General features: G+C 54.0%; 17 protein-coding genes. 8 read left to right on the forward strand and 9 right to left on the reverse strand.

Annotated elements, in window-relative coordinates:
* The first annotated feature begins 37 nt into the window (after nucleotides 1-37).
* Nucleotides 38-742, forward strand: a complete 705-nt coding sequence (locus MWU55_RS14450; RefSeq protein ID WP_246937214.1) for a response regulator — start codon at nucleotides 38-40, stop codon at nucleotides 740-742.
* Here the strand turns inward: MWU55_RS14450 and MWU55_RS14455 are convergent.
* A complete protein-coding gene (locus MWU55_RS14455; RefSeq protein WP_246937216.1) occupies nucleotides 712-3477 on the reverse strand; it encodes an ATP-binding protein in 2766 nt (921 codons plus the stop codon). The two genes, MWU55_RS14450 and MWU55_RS14455, sit on opposite strands and share 31 nt — an antisense overlap.
* Here MWU55_RS14455 and torT point away from each other — a divergent pair.
* Nucleotides 3431-4498, forward strand: a complete 1068-nt coding sequence (torT, locus tag MWU55_RS14460; RefSeq protein WP_246937219.1) for a TMAO reductase system periplasmic protein TorT — start codon at nucleotides 3431-3433, stop codon at nucleotides 4496-4498. The genes MWU55_RS14455 and torT overlap by 47 nt on opposite strands.
* Before the next feature lie 694 nt (nucleotides 4499-5192).
* Here the strand turns inward: torT and MWU55_RS14465 are convergent.
* Nucleotides 5193-5906 carry a hypothetical protein gene (locus tag MWU55_RS14465; protein WP_246937221.1) on the reverse strand — a complete coding sequence of 238 codons (714 nt, stop codon included), beginning with the start codon at nucleotides 5904-5906 and terminating at the stop codon, nucleotides 5193-5195.
* A 511-nt stretch (nucleotides 5907-6417) separates the two neighbouring features.
* Between MWU55_RS14465 and MWU55_RS14470 the strand changes: the two genes are divergently transcribed.
* From MWU55_RS14470 to MWU55_RS14480, 3 genes are read left to right on the forward strand one after another with little or no spacing between them, the layout of a single operon-like run.
* Nucleotides 6418-8031 (forward strand): Mu transposase C-terminal domain-containing protein, encoded by a 1614-nt coding sequence (locus MWU55_RS14470; RefSeq protein ID WP_246937223.1) that lies wholly within the window; start codon nucleotides 6418-6420, stop codon nucleotides 8029-8031.
* Nucleotides 8024-8905: a TniB family NTP-binding protein gene (locus MWU55_RS14475; RefSeq protein ID WP_246937225.1), complete on the forward strand. Its 882-nt coding sequence runs from the start codon at nucleotides 8024-8026 to the stop codon at nucleotides 8903-8905. Before MWU55_RS14470 ends, MWU55_RS14475 begins: the two co-directional genes overlap by 8 nt.
* Complete coding sequence (locus MWU55_RS14480; protein ID WP_246937227.1) at nucleotides 8892-9986, forward strand: TniQ family protein; 1095 nt, start codon at nucleotides 8892-8894, stop codon at nucleotides 9984-9986. Before MWU55_RS14475 ends, MWU55_RS14480 begins: the two co-directional genes overlap by 14 nt.
* A gap of 257 nt (nucleotides 9987-10243) precedes the next feature.
* Here MWU55_RS14480 and MWU55_RS14485 read toward each other — a convergent pair whose 3' ends face one another.
* The 5 genes from MWU55_RS14485 to MWU55_RS14505 form a co-directional block, all read right to left on the reverse strand.
* Entirely contained in the window at nucleotides 10244-12676 is a 2433-nt protein-coding gene (locus tag MWU55_RS14485) for an FAD-dependent oxidoreductase (RefSeq protein ID WP_246937229.1), read from the reverse strand.
* A gap of 9 nt (nucleotides 12677-12685) precedes the next feature.
* Nucleotides 12686-13561 carry a phosphotransferase gene (locus MWU55_RS14490; RefSeq protein WP_246937231.1) on the reverse strand — a complete coding sequence of 292 codons (876 nt, stop codon included), beginning with the start codon at nucleotides 13559-13561 and terminating at the stop codon, nucleotides 12686-12688.
* Complete coding sequence (locus MWU55_RS14495) at nucleotides 13558-15549, reverse strand: ABC transporter permease subunit (RefSeq protein ID WP_246937233.1); 1992 nt, start codon at nucleotides 15547-15549, stop codon at nucleotides 13558-13560. The genes MWU55_RS14490 and MWU55_RS14495 overlap by 4 nt, the downstream gene beginning before the upstream one ends.
* Nucleotides 15549-16562: a betaine/proline/choline family ABC transporter ATP-binding protein gene (locus MWU55_RS14500; protein ID WP_246937235.1), complete on the reverse strand. Its 1014-nt coding sequence runs from the start codon at nucleotides 16560-16562 to the stop codon at nucleotides 15549-15551. The genes MWU55_RS14495 and MWU55_RS14500 overlap by 1 nt, the downstream gene beginning before the upstream one ends.
* Before the next feature lie 115 nt (nucleotides 16563-16677).
* Nucleotides 16678-17610: an ABC transporter substrate-binding protein gene (locus MWU55_RS14505; protein WP_246937237.1), complete on the reverse strand. Its 933-nt coding sequence runs from the start codon at nucleotides 17608-17610 to the stop codon at nucleotides 16678-16680.
* Nucleotides 17611-17807: 197 nt separating this feature from the next.
* Between MWU55_RS14505 and MWU55_RS14510 the strand changes: the two genes are divergently transcribed.
* Both MWU55_RS14510 and MWU55_RS14515 read left to right on the forward strand, forming a co-directional pair.
* Nucleotides 17808-18578, forward strand: a complete 771-nt coding sequence (locus MWU55_RS14510) for an inositol monophosphatase family protein (RefSeq protein WP_246937239.1) — start codon at nucleotides 17808-17810, stop codon at nucleotides 18576-18578.
* A complete protein-coding gene (locus tag MWU55_RS14515; RefSeq protein ID WP_246937241.1) occupies nucleotides 18575-19345 on the forward strand; it encodes a DeoR/GlpR family DNA-binding transcription regulator in 771 nt (256 codons plus the stop codon). The genes MWU55_RS14510 and MWU55_RS14515 overlap by 4 nt, the downstream gene beginning before the upstream one ends.
* Before the next feature lie 71 nt (nucleotides 19346-19416).
* Here the strand turns inward: MWU55_RS14515 and katG are convergent, their stop codons facing one another.
* Nucleotides 19417-21597, reverse strand: coding sequence for a catalase/peroxidase HPI (gene katG / locus MWU55_RS14520; protein ID WP_246937243.1), 2181 nt, complete (start codon nucleotides 21595-21597; stop codon nucleotides 19417-19419).
* Nucleotides 21598-21719: 122 nt separating this feature from the next.
* Between katG and MWU55_RS14525 the strand changes: the two genes are divergently transcribed.
* On the forward strand, nucleotides 21720-22619 hold the full coding sequence (locus tag MWU55_RS14525) for a LysR substrate-binding domain-containing protein (protein WP_246937246.1): 900 nt from the start codon (nucleotides 21720-21722) through the stop codon (nucleotides 22617-22619).
* Here the strand turns inward: MWU55_RS14525 and rseP are convergent.
* Nucleotides 22616-23956 (reverse strand): RIP metalloprotease RseP, encoded by a 1341-nt coding sequence (rseP, locus tag MWU55_RS14530; RefSeq protein ID WP_246937248.1) that lies wholly within the window; start codon nucleotides 23954-23956, stop codon nucleotides 22616-22618. The two genes, MWU55_RS14525 and rseP, sit on opposite strands and share 4 nt — an antisense overlap.
* Nucleotides 23957-23973: the final 17 nt, after the last annotated feature.

Raw genomic sequence — 23973 nt, forward strand, 5'->3', positions numbered from 1 at the left:
CTTTGTGTAAATTTGTAAATGAATGTAACTTGAGCGTATGACACAGCACATCGTCATCGTCGAAGACGACCGGGTATCGCGCATGCGGTTGGCAGGGTATCTGCGCCAGCTGGGCTATCGTGTGTCTGAAACCGAAGACGCCGAGCAGATGGAACACCTGCTGGAATACGATCCCGCCGAATTGCTGCTGGTGGATATCAATCTGAACGGCAAAGACGGGCTGACGATCACACGCGAGCAGCGCGCCTTGTCCAAGATCGGCATCATCCTTCTGACTGCACGCAACGATCAGGTCGACAAAATCGTTGGTCTAGAGATGGGCGCAGATGACTATGTCACCAAGCCCTTCGATAAGCGCGAGCTTGCTGCGCGTGTCAAAAACCTACTGGTTCGGATCAGCGATATAGGGCAAGCACCCGAGGGGGCGCCTCCGATCGACACGTTTGGACATTGGCGGTTTGACCGTATTCGCCGTCGGTTGATCAGTCAGTCCCGAACCGAGACGTTAACCGGAATCGAGTTCGGAGTATTGAAGGCCCTGACCGACAACCCCGGAGTCACCCTCAGCCGTGTTCGCATTGATGAACTGCTGGGGCGTCAACATACGCGTGCCAGCGACCGAACCATTGATGTGGTCGTTGGTCGATTGCGCAAGAAGATCGAAGAAGATCACACCAACCCTGATTGGGTTTTAACCGTCCACGGGCAAGGCTATCGCTTTGTCGCGCCCGACGTGGATTGAATACCAGCCCGCTCCATAGCGGCACTCAGCATCTCTTCCGCATCCTTCGCGGTTTGGTGCAGGCGTTCCCACTGTTCGGACGAGATTTCGCCCTCGGTGCTTTCGAGTTCAGCAAGTGCTTCACGAATTGCTTCTAGCCGATAGTTGGACACAGCGCCCTTCAGACGGTGTGCCAACCGCTTCTTTTCATCGGTATCAGCAGCCGCAATCAGGTTGATTGCACGCGGAATGTCGGCCTGAAGTTCCAACAACACCTGCGTTGTCGTGTCGATCCCAAGATCGGAAATATCGTCTTGAATGCTTTTCAACACAGAGTCGAACATGGCGTCCCCTGCGTCTTCAGGTTTTGAATTCTGCGGCAACAGCTCGATCAGATCCACCAACCGACGTGGAGATATTGGCTTTGCCAGAATGCGTCGGACGCCCAAACGTTCACGTTCAACCGAGCTGTCTTCGATGACATGGGCCGTCAACGCAGCCACCACCGTTGTTTCAGGAAGGGGATCAAGGCGTTTGATAACCTCTTCGCCGCTGATGTCGGGCAAACCCAAATCCACGAGGATCAGATCAAACGGGTTTTTCTTCACCGCAGCAAGAGCGGCCCGTCCGGTCTCGGCTTCGGTCACATGACATCCCAAACGCTCAAGATAGCCGCGTGCAACAATACGGTTGACCGGATGGTCTTCGATGACCAGCACCGTTTTTCCGACATCCCCGACGGGGGCAAACGTATGCTGCTCGATCTTTTCGGGATCTCCGGCGATGACGGGCAAGCTAAGAGTAAAGCGGCTTCCGACACCGGGTTCGCTTTCCACCTTAAGCGCCCCGCCCATTGCTTCGGTCAAATTGCGCGAAATGGGCAGTCCAAGCCCCGCCCCTTCGATCCAGCTGCTTTTGGCTTCGTCGGTGCGGGAATAGGGATCAAAGGCGCGTATCAGAAAGTCCTTGGACATACCGACGCCAGTATCCTGCAACACAAAAGACAAGAGCATCTGACCATCATCTCCCGTCGGCACACACTCGATCGACAGCGAGATCGCCCCCTCGTTTGTGTACTTAACCGCGTTAGAAATTAGATTGGTCAGAACCTGCCTGATCTTCACAACGTCACCTAACAGAACCGGAGGACCGTCCGAGGAAAGATCAACCGTGGCCGCCAATCCCTTGGCTTGCGCATCCCCCGTCAAATGGTGGTTAAGTTGCCCAGCGAATTCACGTAGGTTGAAGTGAACCGGGCTGGTGCGCGCAGCCAATGGTTCGCTTCCGGAATAGACCAGAATGTCGTTGCTAAGTTCCAAAAGCTCGCGCGCTGATACGAGTGCCGTGTTGATGCGCGCTTTCTGAGCATCGTCATCTACTTCGGCCAATAGCAAGTCGAGCATCCCAATCACGCCGTTCAGTGGCGTGCGAATTTCGTGGCTCATCCGCGCCAGGAATTCGGACTTGCTGCGGTTGGCGGCTTCAGCCTCGGTCCGGGCAGCATCCGAGACCTTCATCTCTTGCACCACTTCCCCGGTCCGTGCCAGCACCGCATCCTCGAGTGAACTGCGCAATTCGGCAGCCTGTATAGCTCGGCGGCGCAAAACATTGATGGCTTTTTCCATGCGCCCGATTTCGTCATGACGGGTAATCTCGATCGGAGTGCCGAAACGCTCGCGTGCCAGGTCGACGACTCGGTCAACGACCAGCCGAAGTCGCGTGATCAGCTCGCGCCGAGCATAACCCCAGCTTAACGCCGCCACTACCCCGGACAGCAGCACCAGAACCAACAGTCCATTGGCCAGACGTCCGGTCAGCTTATTGCTGTGTTGGATTCTTTGAAGGCTTGCGGCTTGAACGTCGCGTCGCACGATCTGCGCGTGCCGCGATAGTCCGTCGACCGCATCGAGCAGCCGTGCGCTGTCGGCTTCGACCGTCGCGCGTAGGGTCAGCCTACGTATTGACAGATCGAGCAACCCGCCGGCTTCAAGCACGTCACTTTGCATCTGCAATAGCCTGCGCGCTTCTGCGCGACCCGCCTTCGTCGGCAGGAAAGGAATGCGGCGCAAGAACAGCGCCTGATTTTGTCTGACCAGGTTACCCGCTTCTTCAACGTCCATTGGCGTGTTTAGAAGATGAACCTCTTGTAATGTAAGGCGTGTCGCCTCTGAGGCGCGTAAAAGTTCGGTCATCCTGTCGAACGCGAAGAAATCCCGATCAGCCAATCGGTCAAGCTCGGTGCGCCCATCCGATTGATGTTCGGAATACAGATCGGCGATCGTGGAGGTGATTTTCAATCGGGCAAGATCAAGCTCTGTCTCTAGCAAAGCGGCAAGCTCCCGTCCGGTTTGACCAGACGTTGCCGTGATCTCGTGGACCAAGGTGGTCAACTCAAGTGCGTCGCGTGCATTTTGCGCCAAGCTGACAACGATTGCGACGATGTCGGGCCGTTCCCCGGCAGGCGACGGGTCTGTGACGATGGATTCCAACGAGCGCATTCCGTCTTGAATGCGCACAACCGTCCGTCTTAGTGCCTCGGCAAGCTCTTCCTGTGTTGCTTGTGTATCGGCCTGTACAAATGACGTCGCCAGCGAGCGTACTAGGCCAGCCTCGGCCGCGACCCTGCCGGAAAGCTCCATCACCGGGCCATTTTCTTCTATGAGGCGGGTGTTGGATTGAATGAGATAGCGGTTGACGCCTACAGCTGCGATGCCCACCATGACGGCCAGAAAGCCCATGAGCGAAAAAACGAGCATTAATTTCTTGTCAAAAGACTGGCGTCGCATAGCGCGACCCTACGCGCGGCCGATTGCAACTGCAATCATCGGGCTTTCGTTTGCGGTCGGTCTATCTGCCGAGGACGTGAAAGCTCAGACCAACGAAGCTGAACTTTCAATTTGTGTTCTGGTCCCGCATTTCAAGGACGAATACTGGCTGAGTGTGGGCTATGGGCTTGAGCATGAGGCGCAAGGACACTCGCTGGACCTGATGTTCTTCGAGGCAGGTGGCTATCAATCTCGGGACAGTCAAATCTCTCAGCTGAACGAATGTGCCGCACGGCAGGTCGATGCGATTCTCATCGGTGCCGTTTCCTCTGACCATCCAGATATGCTGGCAACAATCCGTGACGTCTCGCAAAAGCTACCTGTCTTCGGGCTAGTAAATGAATTGCACAGTGAAGATCTCTCGGGGCGGATCGGTGTTGATTGGCAGCAAATGGGGCAGGTGCTTGGGGATTATTTGGCTCTGAGGCATCCCTTTGGTTCGCCGCCAAAGCGCGCGGTTCTGATTTCCGGTCCAGTGGAATCCGGATGGGCCCCACCGCTTGAGCTGGGCCTGCGTTCAGGGCTATCGGACAGCAGCATCGAGATCGTCGGTGTGTTCAGCGCAGATACCGGCTTGCGTCAGCAGCTCAAGGCAGTCGAAGACGCCTTCGCAACCATTCCCGATATCGACCTGTTGATAGGCAGCGCGCCTGCAGTGGAGTCGACCGTTGGCTTAAGCAGGGTTACGGACATGAACGCCGATGTGGATTTGGTTTCGACCTATATCAGTCATACGATCATGCGCAGCATCTTGAACGGAAGAGTATTGGCGGTTCCATTCGACGACCCCGTGCAACAGGGAGAGCTTGCCCTCAATCAGGTTCTGAGGTCCCTGCAAACTGGTCGCAAAGGTGGACTCGAAGGGCCTACAATCAGGCTCTTTACTCACGACGAGAAAAGCAAGATGGATATACCGCTATCTCCTTCTGGATATTTTCCAGAGATTCAGTAGCCGATAATTTCCGTTCGCCACTTCGGCTGCAAGCAGTGAATACAGTTGCTTTTCCAAGCATTCGCTAGTTTGGGCAGCTTTGCTGCGTTAAGGGAAAACTCGGTTCCTCAATTATCAGAGTGTCTGCTTTAAACTGTGCTGCTGGAACAGTTCGCGTCTGTAGCGAATGTCTGCTCTCCGCCCGATGTGCCTAAAGTAATTACAGCATTGGGCAGGGATTTCAGGAGCCGCGATCTGGGCAGACGGGATTAATGGGCGGAAGACGGCCATCTTAGACTCTAGGATCCAATACTTGCGTTCCTGCTGGATGCTTCTTGTGGTGCCGCAGAGAACCCATCAGTGTAAAAAACCCCAGCTTTCTGCTGGGGTTTGGGTGTCTCGACCGGGTGCGCTTCCTTAGCCCAAGGGGTCGGAGCGGCCTTGCGACCTATCGAGAAATGCGGATTTGACGCTAAATCCGCCGCCGCCACCCCAGCTATCGTGTGCGCCAAACACCAGGGCTAAAGCTCTTTGCGAGCGTGAATATGACCTTACCAATAGAAATTGTCAAAATCTGCTAACACCAACGAACGATCCAAAGTTGTTGTCAGGCAATCCTCGATAGTGCTTTGAAATCCATTGGATCCTTCTTTTGCCGCCATTTGCGGCGGAGATTTCGAATGACTGTTTCTCTTTCTCGAGCGCTAGGTTGCGATCAAACTCGACCAATATAGCGCTTGCTTATCAGTCGCGACAGCCCCGAAGCTGGCGCCCAAGTGGGTTCTCCGACAGGCCCCATTTCTGTCAAATCTAGCTTTGCGTCAAAACGATCCGTAAGCCGCTTGAGTGCTGGCAGAACAGATTTGTAGCCGGCTAGTTCCGCGGCGGCGTATGGGTGGTATCCCTCGTTAATGAGATAGGGCAAGCCAGCGGATCGAATGACGGTTGCATTTAACAATCCAGCTTCCGCCATCTTTTGCTTGGTTCCGTATTTTCTTATGATCGCTGAAGCTGATTTGGCAGCGAGAGATCGGTTGCCTGGTACGGTGCCAGCCGATTGAAAACCAGGAAATATTAGACTGTCTCTGTTGAGTTGACCGCGAATGCCTTCTAACCGATCAAGCCATGCCTCAAGTTGTTTGCGCGCGGGATTGAGAAGTAAAAAGGTCCTGTTGTCCAATCTGAGCGCGTTCTGACGGCTGAGTTCATATTCCTGCTGACCGACTTTCAGGGCGATAACCCCCACCAAATTTTTCAATCGAGCACTCAACAGATATCGCAACGGGCAAGCAGAATGATACAGAATGGATAGTATTGCCTTGTTTCGATAGTCGATCAAACGACGTGATCGCTCGTGACGGATAGATTCCCTTAAAGCAGCCGTATTGCGTTCAACATCTCGTTTAAATTTTCGAGGTAGTGTGAGCATTTCCGACCTCCTGACGGGAAGTGTTTTTCGCCAATGTTTGCGCAATGCACAGGTGATTTTCTCTTCTAGATGCCGTGGTCCAGGCACCCACAAGGTGTTGGTGTAGAAGGAAGCTGAGATGCTTTCTCCATTTTATCAACGCCTTAGAAAAGCATACATCGGCATTAGCTCTTTCGCCCAGCACGTGTTTTCCAGAAAACCTATTTTGTGGACGATATATCGTTGTCGAACAGCCGTCCTGCATCAACAAAATAATTATTGCAAAAACAAAGCCTTAAATCGGAAAATATATGTGAGCATTGGCTCAAAATTTAACCAAACAAAGGAGCACAAAATATGTAGAGCAGGGATGAAAAAGGCAAAGCTCACGTCCGGCAAGACGCGGGCCTTTTGCACCTCAGTTGAGGCGTTTCGGTAGTTCACCGTTACGATGATCATCTCACAAAACCAATGAAAGTCAACTCGTAACTGCTGCGGCAGAACAGTGAGTTATTGCCTAAGGAAATGTGAAATGACCCATGATCTAGAAGTAGAGAAAGAGAGGCGAGCTCAGGAAATTGCTTTCGCTCTCATGCCCTATGCTGATGGCGAAAAGCTGACGAAAGCGGCGATCGTCGACCTGAGAAAACAACTTGGTTTGTCCAGGGCGACGATATTCAAAAAACTGAGAACACTCCGGCGGCACGGTACAGTGTCGAGCTTGATCCCACTCAAGCCCGGGCGACGACCATTGAGTAGGTTCTTGTCGCCGCTGCATGAAAAAATAATCGAGAAGAAGATCCTGAAATCGTTCTTGTCACAAGATCATATATCACCGCACGCGCTATATAAGTGGATCATCGGCGAGCTCCAATCTCGTGGCCTGGAACCTGTCGACAAATCAACTCTGTTAAGCCGAATACATGAGATCGAACCTCGCAAGGTTGTTGCAAAACAAAAAGGGATGGCTCAAGCGCGTACAGAGTTTGATCTAGTTAAAGATCACTTTGTTGCAGACCATCCTCTGCAATGCGTTCAAATCGATCACACAAGAGCAGACATTATACTGGTTGATCCCGTCACTGGCGAACCAATCGGACGGCCACTTCTTACGATCTGTCTGGATGTCCACACCAGGATGCTTGTTGGGCTGACACTTTCTATGACCACACTCAGCGCACATGCGTTGGCACGTGTTTTCTATGACGCCGTGATGCCAAAACAGAAGCGATTGGAGGAGCTGAAACTATCAGTTCGATGGCCATGCTTTGGTTTGCCCGAGATTGTGCATTCTGACAACGGCTCCGACCTAGTTTCAAACGCTTTCGAAGCAGGCTTGGAAGACAACGTAATCAAACATTGGAAGCGGCCGGTTCGAACGCCGCGCTATGGTGGGCATATCGAACGAATGTTTCGAACGTTAAACAACTACATACATTCTTTGCCAGGTTCGACCTTGTCCGACACCAAAAAATTGGATGGTCGCAAACCTGAACACGCCGCGTGCCTTACGCTCAATCAGTTCGAGCGATTGCTCGTAAGCTACGTATGCAACGTTTATCATAAGGAGAAGCATTCTGGCCTTCACGATACCCCTGAAAATGTTTGGGACCGATGGTGGCGCGCGCGAGATGCGCAGCCAATACTGCCGCGAGACGCAGAGCGTTTCCGCCTGAGCTTTCTTCCGCACAAAACAGGGGCGATTGGCAAGGACGGCGTCACATTTAATCATTTAAAGTTCCGATCCCGCACGCTGCAAAGAATGCGTAATTGTGGGGTTCGATCTGTTCGATATCACTATGACCCTGAGGACATTCGCAAGATCTATGGATGTGACGACAAGGGAGGTATATTTGAGATCCCCTGTGTCAAATCCTTCCATCAGAAAATTTCTCTGTCAGAATGGGGAGAGATGCACGAAGAAATCGCGCAAAATGGATCGCGTTACACGGATGCCGATCTGGCTCGACAATATCAACTGCATGATGAGATTTTGGGGCAGGGGGCAAAACTTAGAACTAAGCGACGGAAATCCAAGCGGTTGTCTAAACGGGGTAGCAAACCAATTCCAGCACCCTTTGCAGCGTTGAAGCCTTCCGCACTCACCCGCAGATTTGGTCAAGACGGGGAGGGGAGTGATGCGTGATCTCAGCCACCTCGAACCAGCCAGCCGTCCGATAGTCCAACGGACAATACCTGAACGCCTCGTGTATCTTCAGAACGCAGTTAACTTTCCACTAAAGCCGCTCGACGAACTTCAAGAGGGGCTGAGGCAGCTTGCATCCGGTACGACACAATCCCTAAAACCGCTTACCGTCCTTTTCGCTCCTTCAGGCATGGGTACGAGTTCTATGTTGGCGCGTTTGAAGGACAGCCTTCCAAGTGTATTGGATGCAACTTCCCAAACTCATGTGCAGCGGTTTGCACTGGGGACGTTATCTGAAAACATTTCGATACCAGACCTCTGTGCCGAACTATGCAAATCAGTTCATTTTGCGAACCATCCCTTTGGCACTGTGCCATCGACAGGTCCACGTACATCAGAAGCATTGCATTCGGTTGGTGTAAGAATGATTGCGATTGACGATCTATCGGCACTTCGTGGAAAGCCAAACGACAGACGATCACAGCTCTTTGACTTTGTTCGAACGGCGATTTCACGTTACGGTTTGCATGTCGTCCTGAACGCAACTCCAAAAACCGCGCGGATCGTTGCCCAAGATGAACAGCTTTTGGCGCGCGCGAACTTCATCGAGATCCTACCGTTCAAGTCGAATTCGACGGAGTTCCTCGCGTTCCTGGAGGCTTATTGTCGTTGGTGTCCATTGGAACGTCAGTCAGATCTGCTCGACGATCAATCCCTCAGAAAAGCTCTGGTGCAGCGAAGCAATGGAAATACCAGGAACACTTTGGACATACTCGGGCGTCTGGCAGAGTACGCAATCCTGTCTGGTGAAGAACGGATCACATACAGGCTTCTACGAGACTATTTCGATGGTGTCAGCTATGGCGACGCTTAAACCTTTTGTCCGGTATCGGTTGCCGATGCCGGGCGAGGCTTTCCCGTCATTTCTTGCCAGGAACGCGGCAATCCTCTTAAGCAGTCCGGAGCAACTACTACTGTCGACAGTTGACGCGATAAACGGCGCGATGGAACCCGGGCCGGATCTCGCGCTGCGCTTGACGCTCGCACCTGCGCATGAGGTTACTGAGCACTTGGCCCGGATGTTCTCTACTGATGCGAAAGCGATCTCGAGCCTGTTTCCGCGCTCTATATGGCCTTATGTAAAACGTCGGGACCTAACCGCCGATGGCGGGGCAAAATCCTTGGATGGCATTGGCACGTCGTTTTCTGACAGGTTTCGATACGGATGGTGCCAACAATGTCTTCTCGAGGACCGGGCAGGGGGCAAGGATCACTTTATCCGTCAGCATTGGATATCCACCTACACCACGATTTGTCCAGTTCATAACAGGCCGCTCAACGGCTATTGCGCGAGCAACTCTTGTCGCAAGCAAGTTACGCTGCCCATCTTCGTCGATTATGGCAAATCCCTGGTGCTGATCTGTCCGAAATGCCATCTGCCGCTCGACAGTCCAATCGGAGTTGACTTCGTCACACAATCAAATGCCCGGCAGCTCCTCAACGATCCCGAGGCAGTGACGCTTTATCGCCAGCTGGCAAACATGGAGGCGTTTCTGCTGGACGGGTTGTGTGTGCGGACACCCAGAAGCAAACGACACGCACTCGCAAACCGCTTGCTCAAGTGCTGCAATCTGATGCTGCGTGCAGAATTCGGAAACGCGCTCCGAGCTATCGATTGCTATGATAACACGTTCATTCGTGTTCCGGTGAAATTGGGGGCCGCGGTGAGAGGCTTATCGGAGCCGTTTCCCGCAGCAACGCTTGTGGAGCGTCGAAAATCGATCGCATTGCTCTCATCGCTGATGACCAATCGATATCGCGCATATGGCTTTAATCGACCGGTGGTGACATTGGAGCAATTCGGCGATGCAATGACGCGCGATCTGTTTGAGCAGTTTCAGCGCAACATCTACGACATCGCGCAAATGGCTTTACCTACAAATCTAGATGTCTGATGGCAGTATGCGACGTATACGATGGCCAGGTTGAATCCCGTCAGCACAGCCAAGATCACGCAAGTCCCGAAAACATCCGGTCATTGAAAACATTAAAGAACGAGTCTACCTAATTGAGTCTCATTAATTAACCAGTTCTACAATGATCACTGTGTTAAGATAACAATTAACATAATATAGATTATGCGCATTATAGACGACCTTTGATCAAACGTATAATAATTCCCCCCCGGTTCGAGTTTGGACTGAATTTTGTGCTAACTCCGAACTTTCTCCATTTTCGGGTCATAAAGTGGACTTAAGGTAACCTCAGCGGGCACACGTTTGGTTGCCACCTCGAGCTCATATGTACCTTTAAGCACATAGTCTTTGTCGATCGGTTCAGTGGCACGCACATATCCCATCCCGATTGAGCGCTCTAATGTATGTCCATAACCCCCCGACGAAAGCCAACCGCAGCGTTCTCCATTCCGGTAGATCGTTTCACGGCCAGACAGAATGGTGTCACCATCTGTCGTGAAGGTTGCCAGGATCTTATGAAGCCCGTTTTTACGTTGATTAACAACGGCTTCACGACCTTTGAACGGAATGCTGGATTTTATCTTCACTGCCCAGCCAAGACCCGCTTCATCGGGTGTGTGATCCGGCCCGATATCCGCCGACCATGCGCGGTAGCCTTTTTCAAGTCGAAGGGTCTCAATCGCTCTATAGCCAGCATTTCTAAGCCCATGAGACGCTCCTGCCCTATGCAGCGCGTCATAGACAGTTTGTGCGTATTCCGTGGGCAGATGAAGTTCCCATCCCAGCTCACCTACATAAGTGATCCTAAGGGCTAGTATTGGACAACCCGCAATTCCTATTTGTTGCGATGTCGCAAAGGGTTGCGCCTCATTACTTATGTCATCTCTGGTGACCTTGGACAGGATATCTCTTGCCTTTGGTCCAAACAAAGACAGAACCGCATTCGAAGATGTCACATCGACAAGCTGCGCATTCAGACCCTCAGGAATGTTTCGACGGATCCAGTCGAAATCATGGGTGGCAAATCCGGTCCCAGTGATAATGTAGTAGCTGTCATGGCCCGTGCGGACACAGGTTAAATCGCATTCGATCCCACCTTTGTCGTTCAGCATCTGGGTATAGATGATTGATCCCACGGGCTTGTCGACGCGATTGGCTGCAATCCATTGCAACGCGGCTTCTGCATCCGGCCCTTGTAGGATGAACTTGGCAAAGGAACTTTGGTCAAACAGCACGGCCGCATCGCGCGCGGCTTTGTGTTCGCGGCCCACGGCTTCGTGCCAATTGGGGCGTTCAAATGTGTAGATATCGCGGGGCTCCTCGCCCTTTTCTGCAAACCAGTTTGGCCGTTCCCACCCAAGCTTCTCTCCAAACACCGCGCCTTCGGACTTGAGCCTGTCATAGAGGGGTGAGCGACGGCACGGCCGACCGCTTTCATGTTCCTCTGATGGCCATGCCATCGTGTAATGCTTTCCGTAAGCTTCAAGCGTGCGGGTCCGCACCCAATCGGTGTCCGTATGGGGCCGGCCAAAGCGTCGAATGTCGACGGGCCACAAATCATAGGGCGGCGCGCCCTTGGCAACCCATTCCGCCAGCGCCATCCCTGCCCCGCCGCCCGATGCGATGCCGAACGCATTAAAGCCCGCGCCGATAAACACGTTCGCCATTTCGGGCGCTTCGCCCAAGATGAAATTGCCATCAGGCGTAAAGCTTTCAGGCCCGTTGATCAGCTGTTTCACCCCTACGGTTTCGAGCTTTGGAACACGAGGCAAAGACAGTTCCATCAACTGTTCGAAATGGTCGAAATTTGATTCCAAGAGCTGGAAGTCAAAGGGATCAGGAATGCCATCCTTGGCCCAAGGGATGCCGTTCGGCTCATAGCCTCCCATCACCAGCCCGCCGACTTCTTCTTTGTAGTAGGTCAGCCTGTCGGGATCGCGCAGCGTTGGAAGGTCTTTGGGCACACCAAACGCCTCGGTCACCATGTACTGATGTTCAACCGAAACAAGCGGTACGGTCACGCCGATCTCCTTGGCAAGTTCGCGTGTCCATTGCCCACAGCACAGCACCAGTTTTTCGCAAGAAATGTCTCCTTGCGGCGTGCGCACGCCAATCAGCTTCCCTTTTTCGGATAGGATTTTCGTGACCGGCATGTTTTCGATCAGAACCGCGCCCTTGGCCCGTGCCCCGCGCGCAAGTGCCTGGGTGATGTCCGATGGGCTCGCCTGCCCGTCTGTCGGCAGAAACGCCGCACCTACAACGTCCGAAATATCCATGAGCGGCCAGAGGGCTTGCGCCTCTTGCGGTGTCAGCAACTGCATGTCCAACCCAAAGGAATGTGCTGTGGTGGACTGCCGTTTCACCTCGGTCCAGCGTTCTTCGTTACAGGCCAGCCGCAACCCGCCATTCATTTTCCAACCGGTTGCCAGACCGGTTTCCGCCTCGAGCTTGTCGTAAAGATCAATCGAATAGCCCAGCAACTGCGTGATGTTGGCGTTTGAACGGAGTTGCCCGACCAATCCTGCAGCGTGCCAGGTGGAACCGGACGTCAACGCGGCTTTCTCAAGTAGCAGTACCTCTTCCCCCATTTGGGCAAGGTGATACGCGGTTGAGCAGCCGATGATGCCGCCGCCGATGATGAGTGTTTTGGCAGATGGAGGAAGCGTCATGGCGTGTCCTTATGTGTTTTGAAAATCTTTAAGGGAAGCGTTAAGCCGCTCCATGTTTTCGGCGGTATAGGCGACGAAATCGAAATCCAATTCGGAATGGATTTCTGACGTCATGGACCAAAGGGTTTCACGCATGAGCGATACACATTTCATGGCTTGATAGGGGCGCCAGTGGGTCTTAGCGGGGACCTCGAAATACTGCTCAAGCATGTCGCGCTCTTGCGCTTCTGAATACCCGTTGTTTCCGGCAAGACCGGCCAAATCAAACAAGGGGGTATTGAAGCCGCCATATTCCCAATCGATCAGCCAAAGTTTTTTTCCATCATCAAGGATATTGGCGGCCAGCAGATCATTGTGACCAATCACCAGAGTGACCGGGCCAGTTGCCTCTTCCAACCTGTCCAAATCCTCCATCAGTGCGGGCAGTTTGGCGATGTTCCGGGACCCTTCTGCGCGCAGCCGTGTGGCATAAGTCCTGTTCACCTGAAATGGCCAAAACGTTAGAACCGGCCCCGTCAAATGCTGACTGAGTGCGTGATGCGTGTGTTTTAAGAGCTTGATGATGCGGGGCACGTTTTCAGGGTCTCGCGCCATTTCTTCCGTGAATGTTTGCGCGTCGATGAAATCCAGCACCAGAGCGCCTGGTTCGTGGTAATGCACCGCGGGTGAAATGCCAGCCGCCTCGGCCGCCCGACTAAGCGCCAACTCGTTCCAACGCATAACCCCGTGTTCCGGGATGTCGCTCCCAAGCCTGACAACATAGTCACGTCCTTCGTCAGTCACCTTCAGGTTCACATTGGTGATCCCACCACTCAGCGGTTCAGTTTGCTGAGGGTTTTTGAAGCAAGGCAAAGCCGCCGCTTTGGCAATTGCGTGTTCTGTCATAAGCCCAGCCTTTGTTTTTGAGTGTCTGAAAGGGCATGCACGATGCGATCGGCGATGATTGCAATGAAGGCCACGGAAAGCCCCGCCACAATCCCCTGCCCTGCGTTGGCTTTTGTTAAGGCGATATAGACCTCTTGCCCAAGGTCGCGTGTTCCCACCAGCGCTGTGATCACCAACATGGAAAGCGCAAGCATGATCGTCTGGTTCAGTCCAAGTAGAAGCTGCGGCATCGCCAAGGGCAGCTTGACCCGCCATAGAAGTTGTCGCGGAGTACAGCCGGCCATCCTTCCGGCTTCCAGTAGCTGTGGAGGCACCTCGCGGATCCCATGCGCCGCATAACGCACCGCAGGAGCGAGAGCGTAGAGAACGACAGCAATCATCGCGCTGAAGTCGCCCACGCGAAACAGCATCACCACCGGGATCAGGTAGACAAAAGACGGCAAGGTTTGCAGCGTATCCATTACGGCAAGAATTACGCGCCCCGCCTTTGGCTTCTGCGCGGCCCAAATGCCCAAAGGGGTGCCGATCAGAACGGCAATGAAGACCGATACGCCGCACAGATAAAGCGTGACCATGGCTTTGCCCCACAGTCCGCTTGCGGCGATGAAGGCCATCATCAAAGCGGCGATAACGCCAAGTTTCCAGCCCGCGATACGCCAAGCAATCAGACCCGTGACGAATATCCCCCAGAGCCACGGAATCCCGACAAAGAACTTTTTAACGGGCAGCAAAACACCCTTCAGCAACATGGTTTTAAGCGCGTCCAACGTGTCGAAGAAGTTGACGTTGATCCACTCCATCGTGCTGGACCAGAAGGTTCCGGTGCTGATCGTTAGAACCTCGGGATAGGTTTGAACGGCCGGGATCAGAAGCCCGAGCAGGAAAGTTCCGACAACGATCACAAGCGTTGCACTGGTCCAAGGGTGACGGTTCAAAAAGGTGCCGCTGCGGGCATGCATCATGCGGCGTTCTGAAAAGGCCTGACTGGTGCGATCAAGCGCAATGGCCATCACGACAATGGCCAATCCGGCCTCGATCCCGCCGCCAATATCCAGCCTGCGTAGGCTCGCCAAAACGTCGAACCCCAGCCCGCCTGCACCGATCATAGATGCGATAATCACCATGTTCAGCGTCAACATGATCACCTGATTTGCGCCGACCATAAGCGTGGGCGTTGCTGACGGGACAAGCACTTTCCACGTCATTTGACGCTGGGTGGCCCCCATCATCCGGCCTGCTTCCAACAACTCTTTCGGCACGCCCTTAAGCGCGACAATGGTGACGCGGATCATCGGGGGCATCGCATAGATTACGGTGGCCACAAGTGCAGCCACTGGTCCAAAGCCAAACAGGATCAGGATCGGCACCAGATAGGCAAAGACGGGCACGGTCTGCATCAAGTCAAGGATGGGTCGTAAAAGCAGCTCAACCCAGTGCACGCGGTAGGCCAAAATGCCCAACAGCAGCCCACCAATCGCCCCTATTGGCACCGCAACCAGCACAGAGGCCAGCGTGATCATCGCGCTTTCCCACTGGCCGAACACTGCAAGATACAGGAAACATGTCCCTGAAAGTGCCGCCAACGACCAGTCGCGAGCAAACTGTCCAATGGCAATGACGATGCCGATCACCGCAATCCAGCTAAGCGATGGCATGATCTGGACGGCCGTATCGCCTATGCCGGTTTGAAACCCTTCGATCAAAAGGTTTCGTAAAAACTGGTAGGGGATCTCGATCACCCACGCGATCGCGCGGGTCATGTCTCGGAATGTGAAGAGCCAGAAATTCGCGGTATTGACCAGCCAATCCATGAAGTCGCCGACAACAACATCAAAATTCAGTTGATATTTCTTTGGGAACCGGATGATCCAACGTGCGTCGAGCGCTTTGTAGATCTGGAACGAAAATTGCGATAGCACCCAAGTGGCCAGGAAAAGGACTGCCCAGAACAGCCTTGATCGCGTGATATGTCGCGCGAAACCGGACATCAGCTGCGCCCTACCAACACGTCGATGACTGCGCGCGCGGTGATTTGACCAATCACCTTGCCGTCTTTGATAACCCTGAAGGGCAGATCTGCCCGTTCAACTTCATCCGCGATGGAGTCAATTGTCGCGTCATGGGCGACGTCGCCTGCGAAACTGTCGCTGGTGGCAGGCTCCATATGGCTTTGCGCACGCACTACTTTTGACCGCGCAACATGGCGCGTGAAATCCGCGACATATTCGGTGGCCGGGTTCTGAACCAGTTCTTCCGGCGTTGCGACCTGTTCGATCTTTCCGTCTTTCATCACCGCAATTCGATCCGCCAGCCTTATGGCCTCGTCGAAGTCATGGGTGATGAAAACAATTGTCTTTTTCAGCATGTTTTGCAGACGAATGAATTCGTCCTGCATCTCGCGACGGATCAATGGATCAAGAGCAGAAAAAGGTTCATCGAGGAACCAAAGATCAGGCTCAACGATAAGGCTGCGGGCAATTCCTACGCGTTGCTGTTGCCCGCCCGACAATTCGCGTGGGTAATACTCCTCGCGCCCGTGCAGGCCTACGAGTTCTATAACCTTACGGGCACTGGCCTCGCGTGTGGCGCGATCTACGCCTTGAATTTCAAGCGGGAACGCGACGTTTTCCAGAACCGTTAGATGGGGCATCAGTGCGAATTGCTGAAAGACCATTCCCATCTTTTTGCGGCGAATCTCGATCAACTCTGCATCTGAGGCGCTAAGCAGGTCCCGCCCGTCAAACTCGATTTCGCCTGCGGTTGGTTCGACAAGGCGCGATAAACATCTGACAAGAGTTGATTTTCCAGAGCCTGAGAGGCCCATAATCACGAATATCTCGCCCTGATGTATCTGCACATTCACGTCCCGCACCGCGCCAATCACACTGGCTTTGGCCAGAGTTTCGGCATCCGGTGTTTTGCCATCATTAAACAAAGCATCCGCCCCTGCCCCGTAGAGCTTCCAGACATGGCGACAGTCAAGAATGACAGGTTTGTTCATATGGTCCTCGGGCGCAGAATTCATCCACGGTCAAAACCTGACCGATGTGGCATGTACTGTTTAGCAGATTTCGGGAACTGGGCGCGGCGAACCACGCCCAGAAAGGTCAGTTGGATTACTGAGCGATCCAGCTCTGCCAAGTCGCTTCATTGTCGGCCATCCACGCTGCCACAACATCATCAACAGATTTCCCGTTCAAATCCACATCCGCCACCATGGCGCTCATGTCATCGTTTGAGATGTTGAAGTTACCGATCGTTTTAGCGGCGTTCGGCCATTGATCAGGAAGTCCCGACCACGCGGCTTTCCAGATCGGTCCTGTTGGTTTGCCACAGTCATAAGCAGCATCAACGTTCATACCAACAGAGGGATCATTGTAGCATTCAACCGAATACGGCGGAAACTCTACAAAGCTGCCTTCGTATTTCGTCAGCGCCCAATGCGGAGCATAAACCCATAGAACAATTGGATCTTTTCGTTGATATGCGGCTTCAAGCTCTGCGAACAACGCAGCATCCGTACCCGCGTGGACAACTTCGAAATCCATGCCCAAAGCCTCGACCCGTTCATCATCAAAACCGCCCCAGGTTACGGGGGCGCCAAGATAACGCCCTAAAGGCGCGGTTTCGGCCGTCGCGAATTCCTGCGCGCAATCGTTTAGTGCTTTCCAATCTGGAAGCCCCGGGCAGCGTTCTTCCATATAGGCCGGATACCACCATTCTTCGATGGCGATCATGCCGGTTTCGCCCATGTTGATAACGTTCCCGGTCCCAACAGCTTCATCCAGCGCTTCGCGTCCGGTGGTTTCCCAGATCTCCATCGCCAGGTGCAGGTCTCCGGTTTTGAGACCTGCGAACTGCGCAATATAGTCAGCTTGCAGATATTCGACGTTGTTTCCGGCTTTCTTCAGAACCTCGCCCATAAGCGTGGTGGTGATTAGCTGACCGGACCAATCATGCAGCGTCAGTTTGATCGGGTCGCTGGAATCTTTCGCCATTAGGGGCGTTGCGGCAAGGAAAGCTGCAGTCAGAACAGACAAGTGTTTCATGTGATAACTCCCATTGAATGCCGACGCTCTGGTTCCATGCAGATGTTGTTTGGCACCGGCTTGATGCCAATAATCAACAACAGTTCACCCTCAAATCAACAAAAATCGACATATTGCCAAAACTAATGTAGATATTATTTGTAAATTGTTTGCCCTCAGGGAAGTTTTGACGGGGACTAAAGGACATCGGATCACGTATGGAAACGCTACGCACACGCTTTGATATTGCTCGCAAAATCTCTGTTGATGTATCGCCGGTCGCGATGGAGTTTTTTCGGAAAGAGCTGGATATCACCTCAAAATCCGATGAAAGCCCCGTTACCATCGCCGATCAGAACACCGAGACGGCAATCCGGACAGCGATTGCGGCGTCATTCCCGGAAGAATCTATTCTGGGCGAAGAATTTGGTCAAAGTGGAGACCGTTCTGACATGTGGATCGTTGATCCTATTGACGGCACGCGCTCTTTCATTACGGGGCTGCCGCTGTTTGGGATCCTGTTGGGGTACCTATCCGATGATGTTCCCCAACTGGGCGTCGTTAACATGCCAGCCTTGGGCGAAGTCTATTCAGGTGCGCAAGGCCTGGGGGCTTATTTGAACGGTGCGCAGATATCGGTGTCTGCCTGTAAAACTCTAAAAAGGGCGCGCCTGTTCATAAATGAAGCGGACAAGCTGGCGCAGGAAGCGCCCCAACAGTTTGTGCGAATGATCACAGCTGGGGACCTTCGCAGATTTGGGGCCGACTGCTATCCCCACATGTTGGTGGCCAGCGGGTACGCGGACGCCGTTATTGACTTTGGGCTTCAACCATATGATTACCTGCCGGTTGCTGCGGTGGTCGAAGCGGCAGGCGGGATCATGACGGACTGGCATGGACGGCCGCTGTCTCTGACCTCTGACGGGCGCACCGTGACTGCCGCAACACCTGAATTGCATGCTGAATTGCTGGAGCTGGTTCGCCCATGAGCACACCAACCTCGAAATACAGTGAAGAGATACTTCGCCGAGTCGACATGATGGGGACTGTCAGCGTGCAGGAGCTGTCGCAGATCATGGGCGTGTCGGACCAGACCATTCGCCGGGTCACGCGCCCGCTTGCCGAACGCGGAGCGCTCAGCAAAGTGCATGGCGCGCTTGTGTCCAACAAATCCGCCATGGACCCCCCTTTCCTGTCTCGAATGAACTTGAACCGCGACGCGAAGGTCGCGATTGCAAACAAAGTGGCGGAGCTTGTGAAAGATGGTGACAGCCTCACCATCGACACCGGATCGACATCGGCTTTCATTGCACAGGTTTTGCGGGAACGCCGCGAACTGACCGTGGTAACTAATTCGGCTTTTGTGGCCAGCACATTGGCCATGATCCCCGGAAACAATGTTTCAATGGCAGGAACGCAGTTGCGGGATCACGATGGTGCGTCCTTTGATCGCTCGGCCTTTCAGGTGGTAGAGCGCGCGCAGGTTGATCACTGCGTTCTATCCGCCTCCATGGTGCACCCGGACAAAGGTTTTATGGTGCATGAACAATGCGAGGTCGACATGGCTTATGCCATGATGAACAGCGCGTCTCGGTCGATCATGGCGGTGGATGCGTCGAAGTTTCAGCCGCAAACACGCAAACCGTCCTTGCGTCAGCCGGATCTGAAGACAGGAGATGCTCTGGTCACCAATGAAACCCCGCCCGAGGCGTTTTCAGAGGTCCTATCGCATCTGGAAATACACATCGCGGACTAGGTGCAAGTCGCATAGAAAAGGGGGCAGTCCCCTGCCCCCAAATCAATCATGTAATCTAAGGCGCGGTTGGCTTAGGCCAGATCAAAGCGATCTGCGTTCATGACCTTGGTCCAGGCCGCTACAAAATCCTCGACCATCTTCTGACCCGCGTCATCCTGCGCGTAGACTTCTGCAAGCGCGCGCAGTTGAGAATTTGAACCAAAGGCCAAATCAACCCGCGTCGCCGTCCATTTCTGCTTGCCTGACGACCGGTCAGTCCCAGCATAGGTGCCATCGCCCTGATCCGTCCACTTGGTGCCCATATCCAGCAGGTTCACAAAGAAATCTGCGCTGAGCTTGCCAGTGCTCTCTGTAAGAACACCATGTTTGCTGTCGCCATGGTTTGCACCCAGTACACGCAAACCGCCAACCAATACGGTCATTTCAGGTGCGCCCAGACCTAGAAGCTGGGCTTTGTCGATCAACAGCTCCTCAGGTGAGATCGTGAACTCGGTCCGTTGCCAGTTGCGGAAACCGTCTGCAGCCGGTTCGAGGTGGCTGACGCTTTCGACATCTGTCATCTCTTGCGTGGCATCCCCACGACCCAATGTGCAGGGCACAAGGATGCAGTGACCCGCATCAGCCGCCGCTTGTTCCACCGCCGCAGAGCCAGCAATTACAATCAGGTCAGCCATCGAAACGGGCTTGCCGAAATCACCGCGAAGCTCTTCCAGTTTGGTCAGAACGTTTTCAAGCGCCTCTGGTTCATTCACGTCCCAGCGATTCATCGGCTCAAGTCGGATACGCGCGCCATTGGCACCGCCCCGCATATCCGATCCCCGGAAGGTAGAAGCGGATGCCCAAGCCGTTTTCACAAGGTCCGAGATGCTCAGTCCGGTTTTCAGAACGGCTGCCTTCAAGGCAGTGACGTCTGCATCGCTGAGCTTCGTTTCCGAGGCCGGAATGGGATCTTGCCAGATCAGTTCCTCGCTTGGCACATCTGCGCCCAGGTAGCGTGCCCGCGGACCCATATCGCGATGGGTCAGCTTGAACCAAGCGCGTGCAAACGCATCAGCAAACTGATCCGGGTTTTCGTGGAAGCGCTTCGAGATCGGGCCATAGATCGGGTCTATGCGCATCGCCATATCGGCTGTGGTCATCATGGTAGGAACCTTCTTCGAGGCGTCATGGGCTTGTGGGGCCATGTCCTCTTCGGTCACCCCGACGGGTTCCCAAATGTACGCACCCGCAGGCGACTTGGTCAGGTTCCAATCATAGCCAAACAACAGATCGAAATACCCATTGTCCCACTTGATCGGGTTTGCAGTCCACGCGCCTTCGATACCGCTCGTGGTGGTGTCATCACCATGGCCAGAGCCATGTGCGTTCATCCAGCCAAAGCCCATTTCTTCGATCGCAGCGGCTTCGGGTTCCGGGCCGACCAGGGCGGGATCCCCTGCCCCATGGGCCTTGCCAAATGTGTGCCCACCTGCGACCAGCGCCACGGTTTCTTCATCATTCATGGCCATGCGGGCAAAGGTCTCGCGTATGTCGCGTCCTGAAGCCAAAATATCGGGTTCTCCGTTAGGGCCTTCCGGGTTCACATAGATAAGTCCCATCTGAACGGCTGCCAGCGGGTTCTCCAGATCACGTTCACCGGAATAACGGCTGTTGGGATTGTCATCGCCTGCCAACCATTCGGTTTCAGCCCCCCAATAGGTGTCTTCTTCCGGTTCCCACACATCGGCGCGACCGCCAGCAAAACCGAAGGTTGGTCCACCCATTGAGGTGATAGCCACATTCCCTGCAAGGATCATCAGATCTGCCCACGAGATTTGGTTGCCGTATTTCTGCTTGATCGGCCACAGAAGACGGCGCGCCTTGTCCAGGTTCCCGTTATCGGGCCAGGAGTTTAGTGGCGCGAACCGTTGCTGACCGGTGCCTGCCCCGCCACGCCCATCGGCCGTGCGATAGGTACCTGCGCTGTGCCATGCCATACGAATGAAAAACCCGCCGTAATGACCATAGTCAGCTGGCCACCATTCCTGACTGTCCGTCATCAAAGCTGTCAGGTCTGCTTTGATGGCGTCCAGATCAAGTGACTTGAAGGCTTCCGCATAATCAAAGTCACCGCCCATCGGATCAGACTTGGCAGTGTTCTGATGGAGCATCCGTAGGTTCAGCTGGTTGGGCCACCAGTCCTTATTGGACCGCATCCCGACATTTGTCGCACCATGTGCTACCGGGCATTTTCCCATGCTGTTTCCGTCCATCTTAAGTCTCCCATGTTTGGCAAATCTGCTGGCAACGGAGGTTGCCGTTTATGCCGCAAGTTTAGCGGGTAAAAACGATAAGAGGAAATTGCACCTTTTAATCCCTGTGATAAGATTACCTTATGAGCAATATCACACTCCGTCAGCTTCGTTATTTTGATGCGCTTGCCCAGCACGGCCATTTTGGGCGCGCGGCAGAGGCATGTTCTGTTTCACAGCCTGCGCTGTCTGTTCAAATCAAGGAACTCGAGGACGCCTTGGGGTGTGTCTTGTGCGAACGGATGCCCAGACAGGTTCGTCTGACCACGCTTGGCCGTGAATTTCTACGGCGTACGCAAGACATTCTGCGTGCTGTAGACGAGCTGGAGGACGTGTCACGCGCCGCGCGGGATCAATGGGTGGGCGAGCTGCGGATTGGCGTTATCCCAACCATTGCCCCCTATCTTTTGCCGCGCATCGTGCAAGAGCTCTCTGCCAGTTTCCAAGGTGCAGAGATTCACATGCGCGAAACGATGACATCAAACCTGATCCGCGAACTTGTAGACGGTCGGATCGATACGGCTATCTTGGCCCTACCCATTTCTGATCCAGCCCTGACCGAGGTGGCGTTGTTCGACGAGGAATTTGTCTTGGTGCGTCCAGAGGCTGACAAAGACAAGCCGGTTCCAAACCGTGATGGTCTGCGCGAGATGCGCTTGCTTTTGCTGGAAGAGGGTCATTGCTTTCGCGATCAGGCCCTATCGTTTTGCGACATGCAATCCAGCAATCCACGCGAAACACTGGATGGTAGCGCCCTGTCGACATTGGTGCAGATGGTTGGCGCGGGGATGGGTGTCACACTCATCCCAGATATGGCCGTCGGGGTGGAAACCCGTTCCGCGCCCGTTGCAGTTTCACGCTTTAACGCGCCCAAACCCAGCCGCACCATTGGCATGGTATGGCGCGCAAGCTCGCCCTTGGCGCAGCAGTTTCATTTGATGGCAGACTGTGTGAAACGCGCGGCTATGGTTGAATCGGCCTAAGGGCAGAACAAATCATTTGTCAGCCCAAACACCATCAACGTCACAACCAACGCCAGACCAATTGCAAGAAGAATGTTCAAGGCTTTGTCGGACGGGGGGCGACCGGTCACGGCCTCCCAGGCATGGAACACAAGGTGGCCGCCATCCAGAATTGGGATTGGGAACAGGTTCAACATGCCGATGGCTGTGGACAACATGGCGATGAAGGACACAAAGGTTATTGCGCCTTGCGATGCAGCTTGGCCCGAGACCTGAGCAATCCCAATCGGCCCGGATAGATTACAGCTGGAAATCGCGCCGGTGATCATATGCCAAAGGCCGGACAGGCTGCTTTGAATGATATAAACCACCCGATCGGCCCCAGATTTCAGGCTCTCCCAGACGCCCGCCGGACGTGTGGCCGGCTCGAATACAAGCCCTGAGGTGATCCCGATCAACCAACGTGTTTCAAACCCGCCATCGCCTGTTGGAATGTCTTGCCTACGCGGGGCCAGCGTCACATCAAGCGGTGACCCGTCCCGCAGAATGCCCAAAGACAGCTCTTCTCCATCCCCATTCACGACGATTTCGCGCAAAGAGTTGAAGGTCGGAACGGGCGTTCCGTTTACAGATTGAATGAAGTCACCCTCTTGCAACCCTGCTGCCATCGCAGCCGATTGTGGGCTCACAGACCCCACCAAAGCTGGATAGGGATGCGTGGCCGTGATCGTCAGATCTTGCCCGTCACGTTTGACCCGATAGTCAATCAAAGCCGTTTCGGGCAGTTTTTCAATCACGGTATAGAACTCGGTCAAAGGTGGCGTTTCGAACCCTGCAATGGAAAGAACTTCATCACCTGCGCGCAATCCCTGCTCCATCCCGGGAACGTCTTTTACTGCCTTAACCGCCAAAGGGTCCCGCGCGACGCCTGATGACATGACCAGCCCGGCAAAGATGAGGATCGACAGGATAAAGTTAAAAATCGGGCCCGCTGCCACAGTCGCAGCGCGCGCCCAAAGTGGCGCCCCGTGCATTGTGTGGCGACGATCTTCGTCGGACATCTCGGCCATGACGGCCTCGTCCGCCCCACCAGATGCTGCATTCGCGTCGCCACTGAACTTAACGTAACCACCGATCGGGAACGCCGCGACCTGCCATTGAGTGCCATGTTTATCTGTGCGTGCAAACAGGACAGGTCCCATTCCGATTGAGAAGACATCTGCTTTGATGCCGCTCCAACGCCCGACGATATAGTGACCATATTCATGCACGGCTACGATCACCGTCAACGCGACGATGAAGGCAAGGATCGTGAAGGCAAGGTTGCCGAAATCGGGCAGAAAACTGATCAGATCCATATGTCAGGGGTGTCCTT

It is taken from the genome of Aliiroseovarius sp. F20344 (genome assembly GCF_023016155.1).
In the GTDB taxonomy this organism is placed as follows: Bacteria; Pseudomonadota; Alphaproteobacteria; order Rhodobacterales; family Rhodobacteraceae; genus Aliiroseovarius.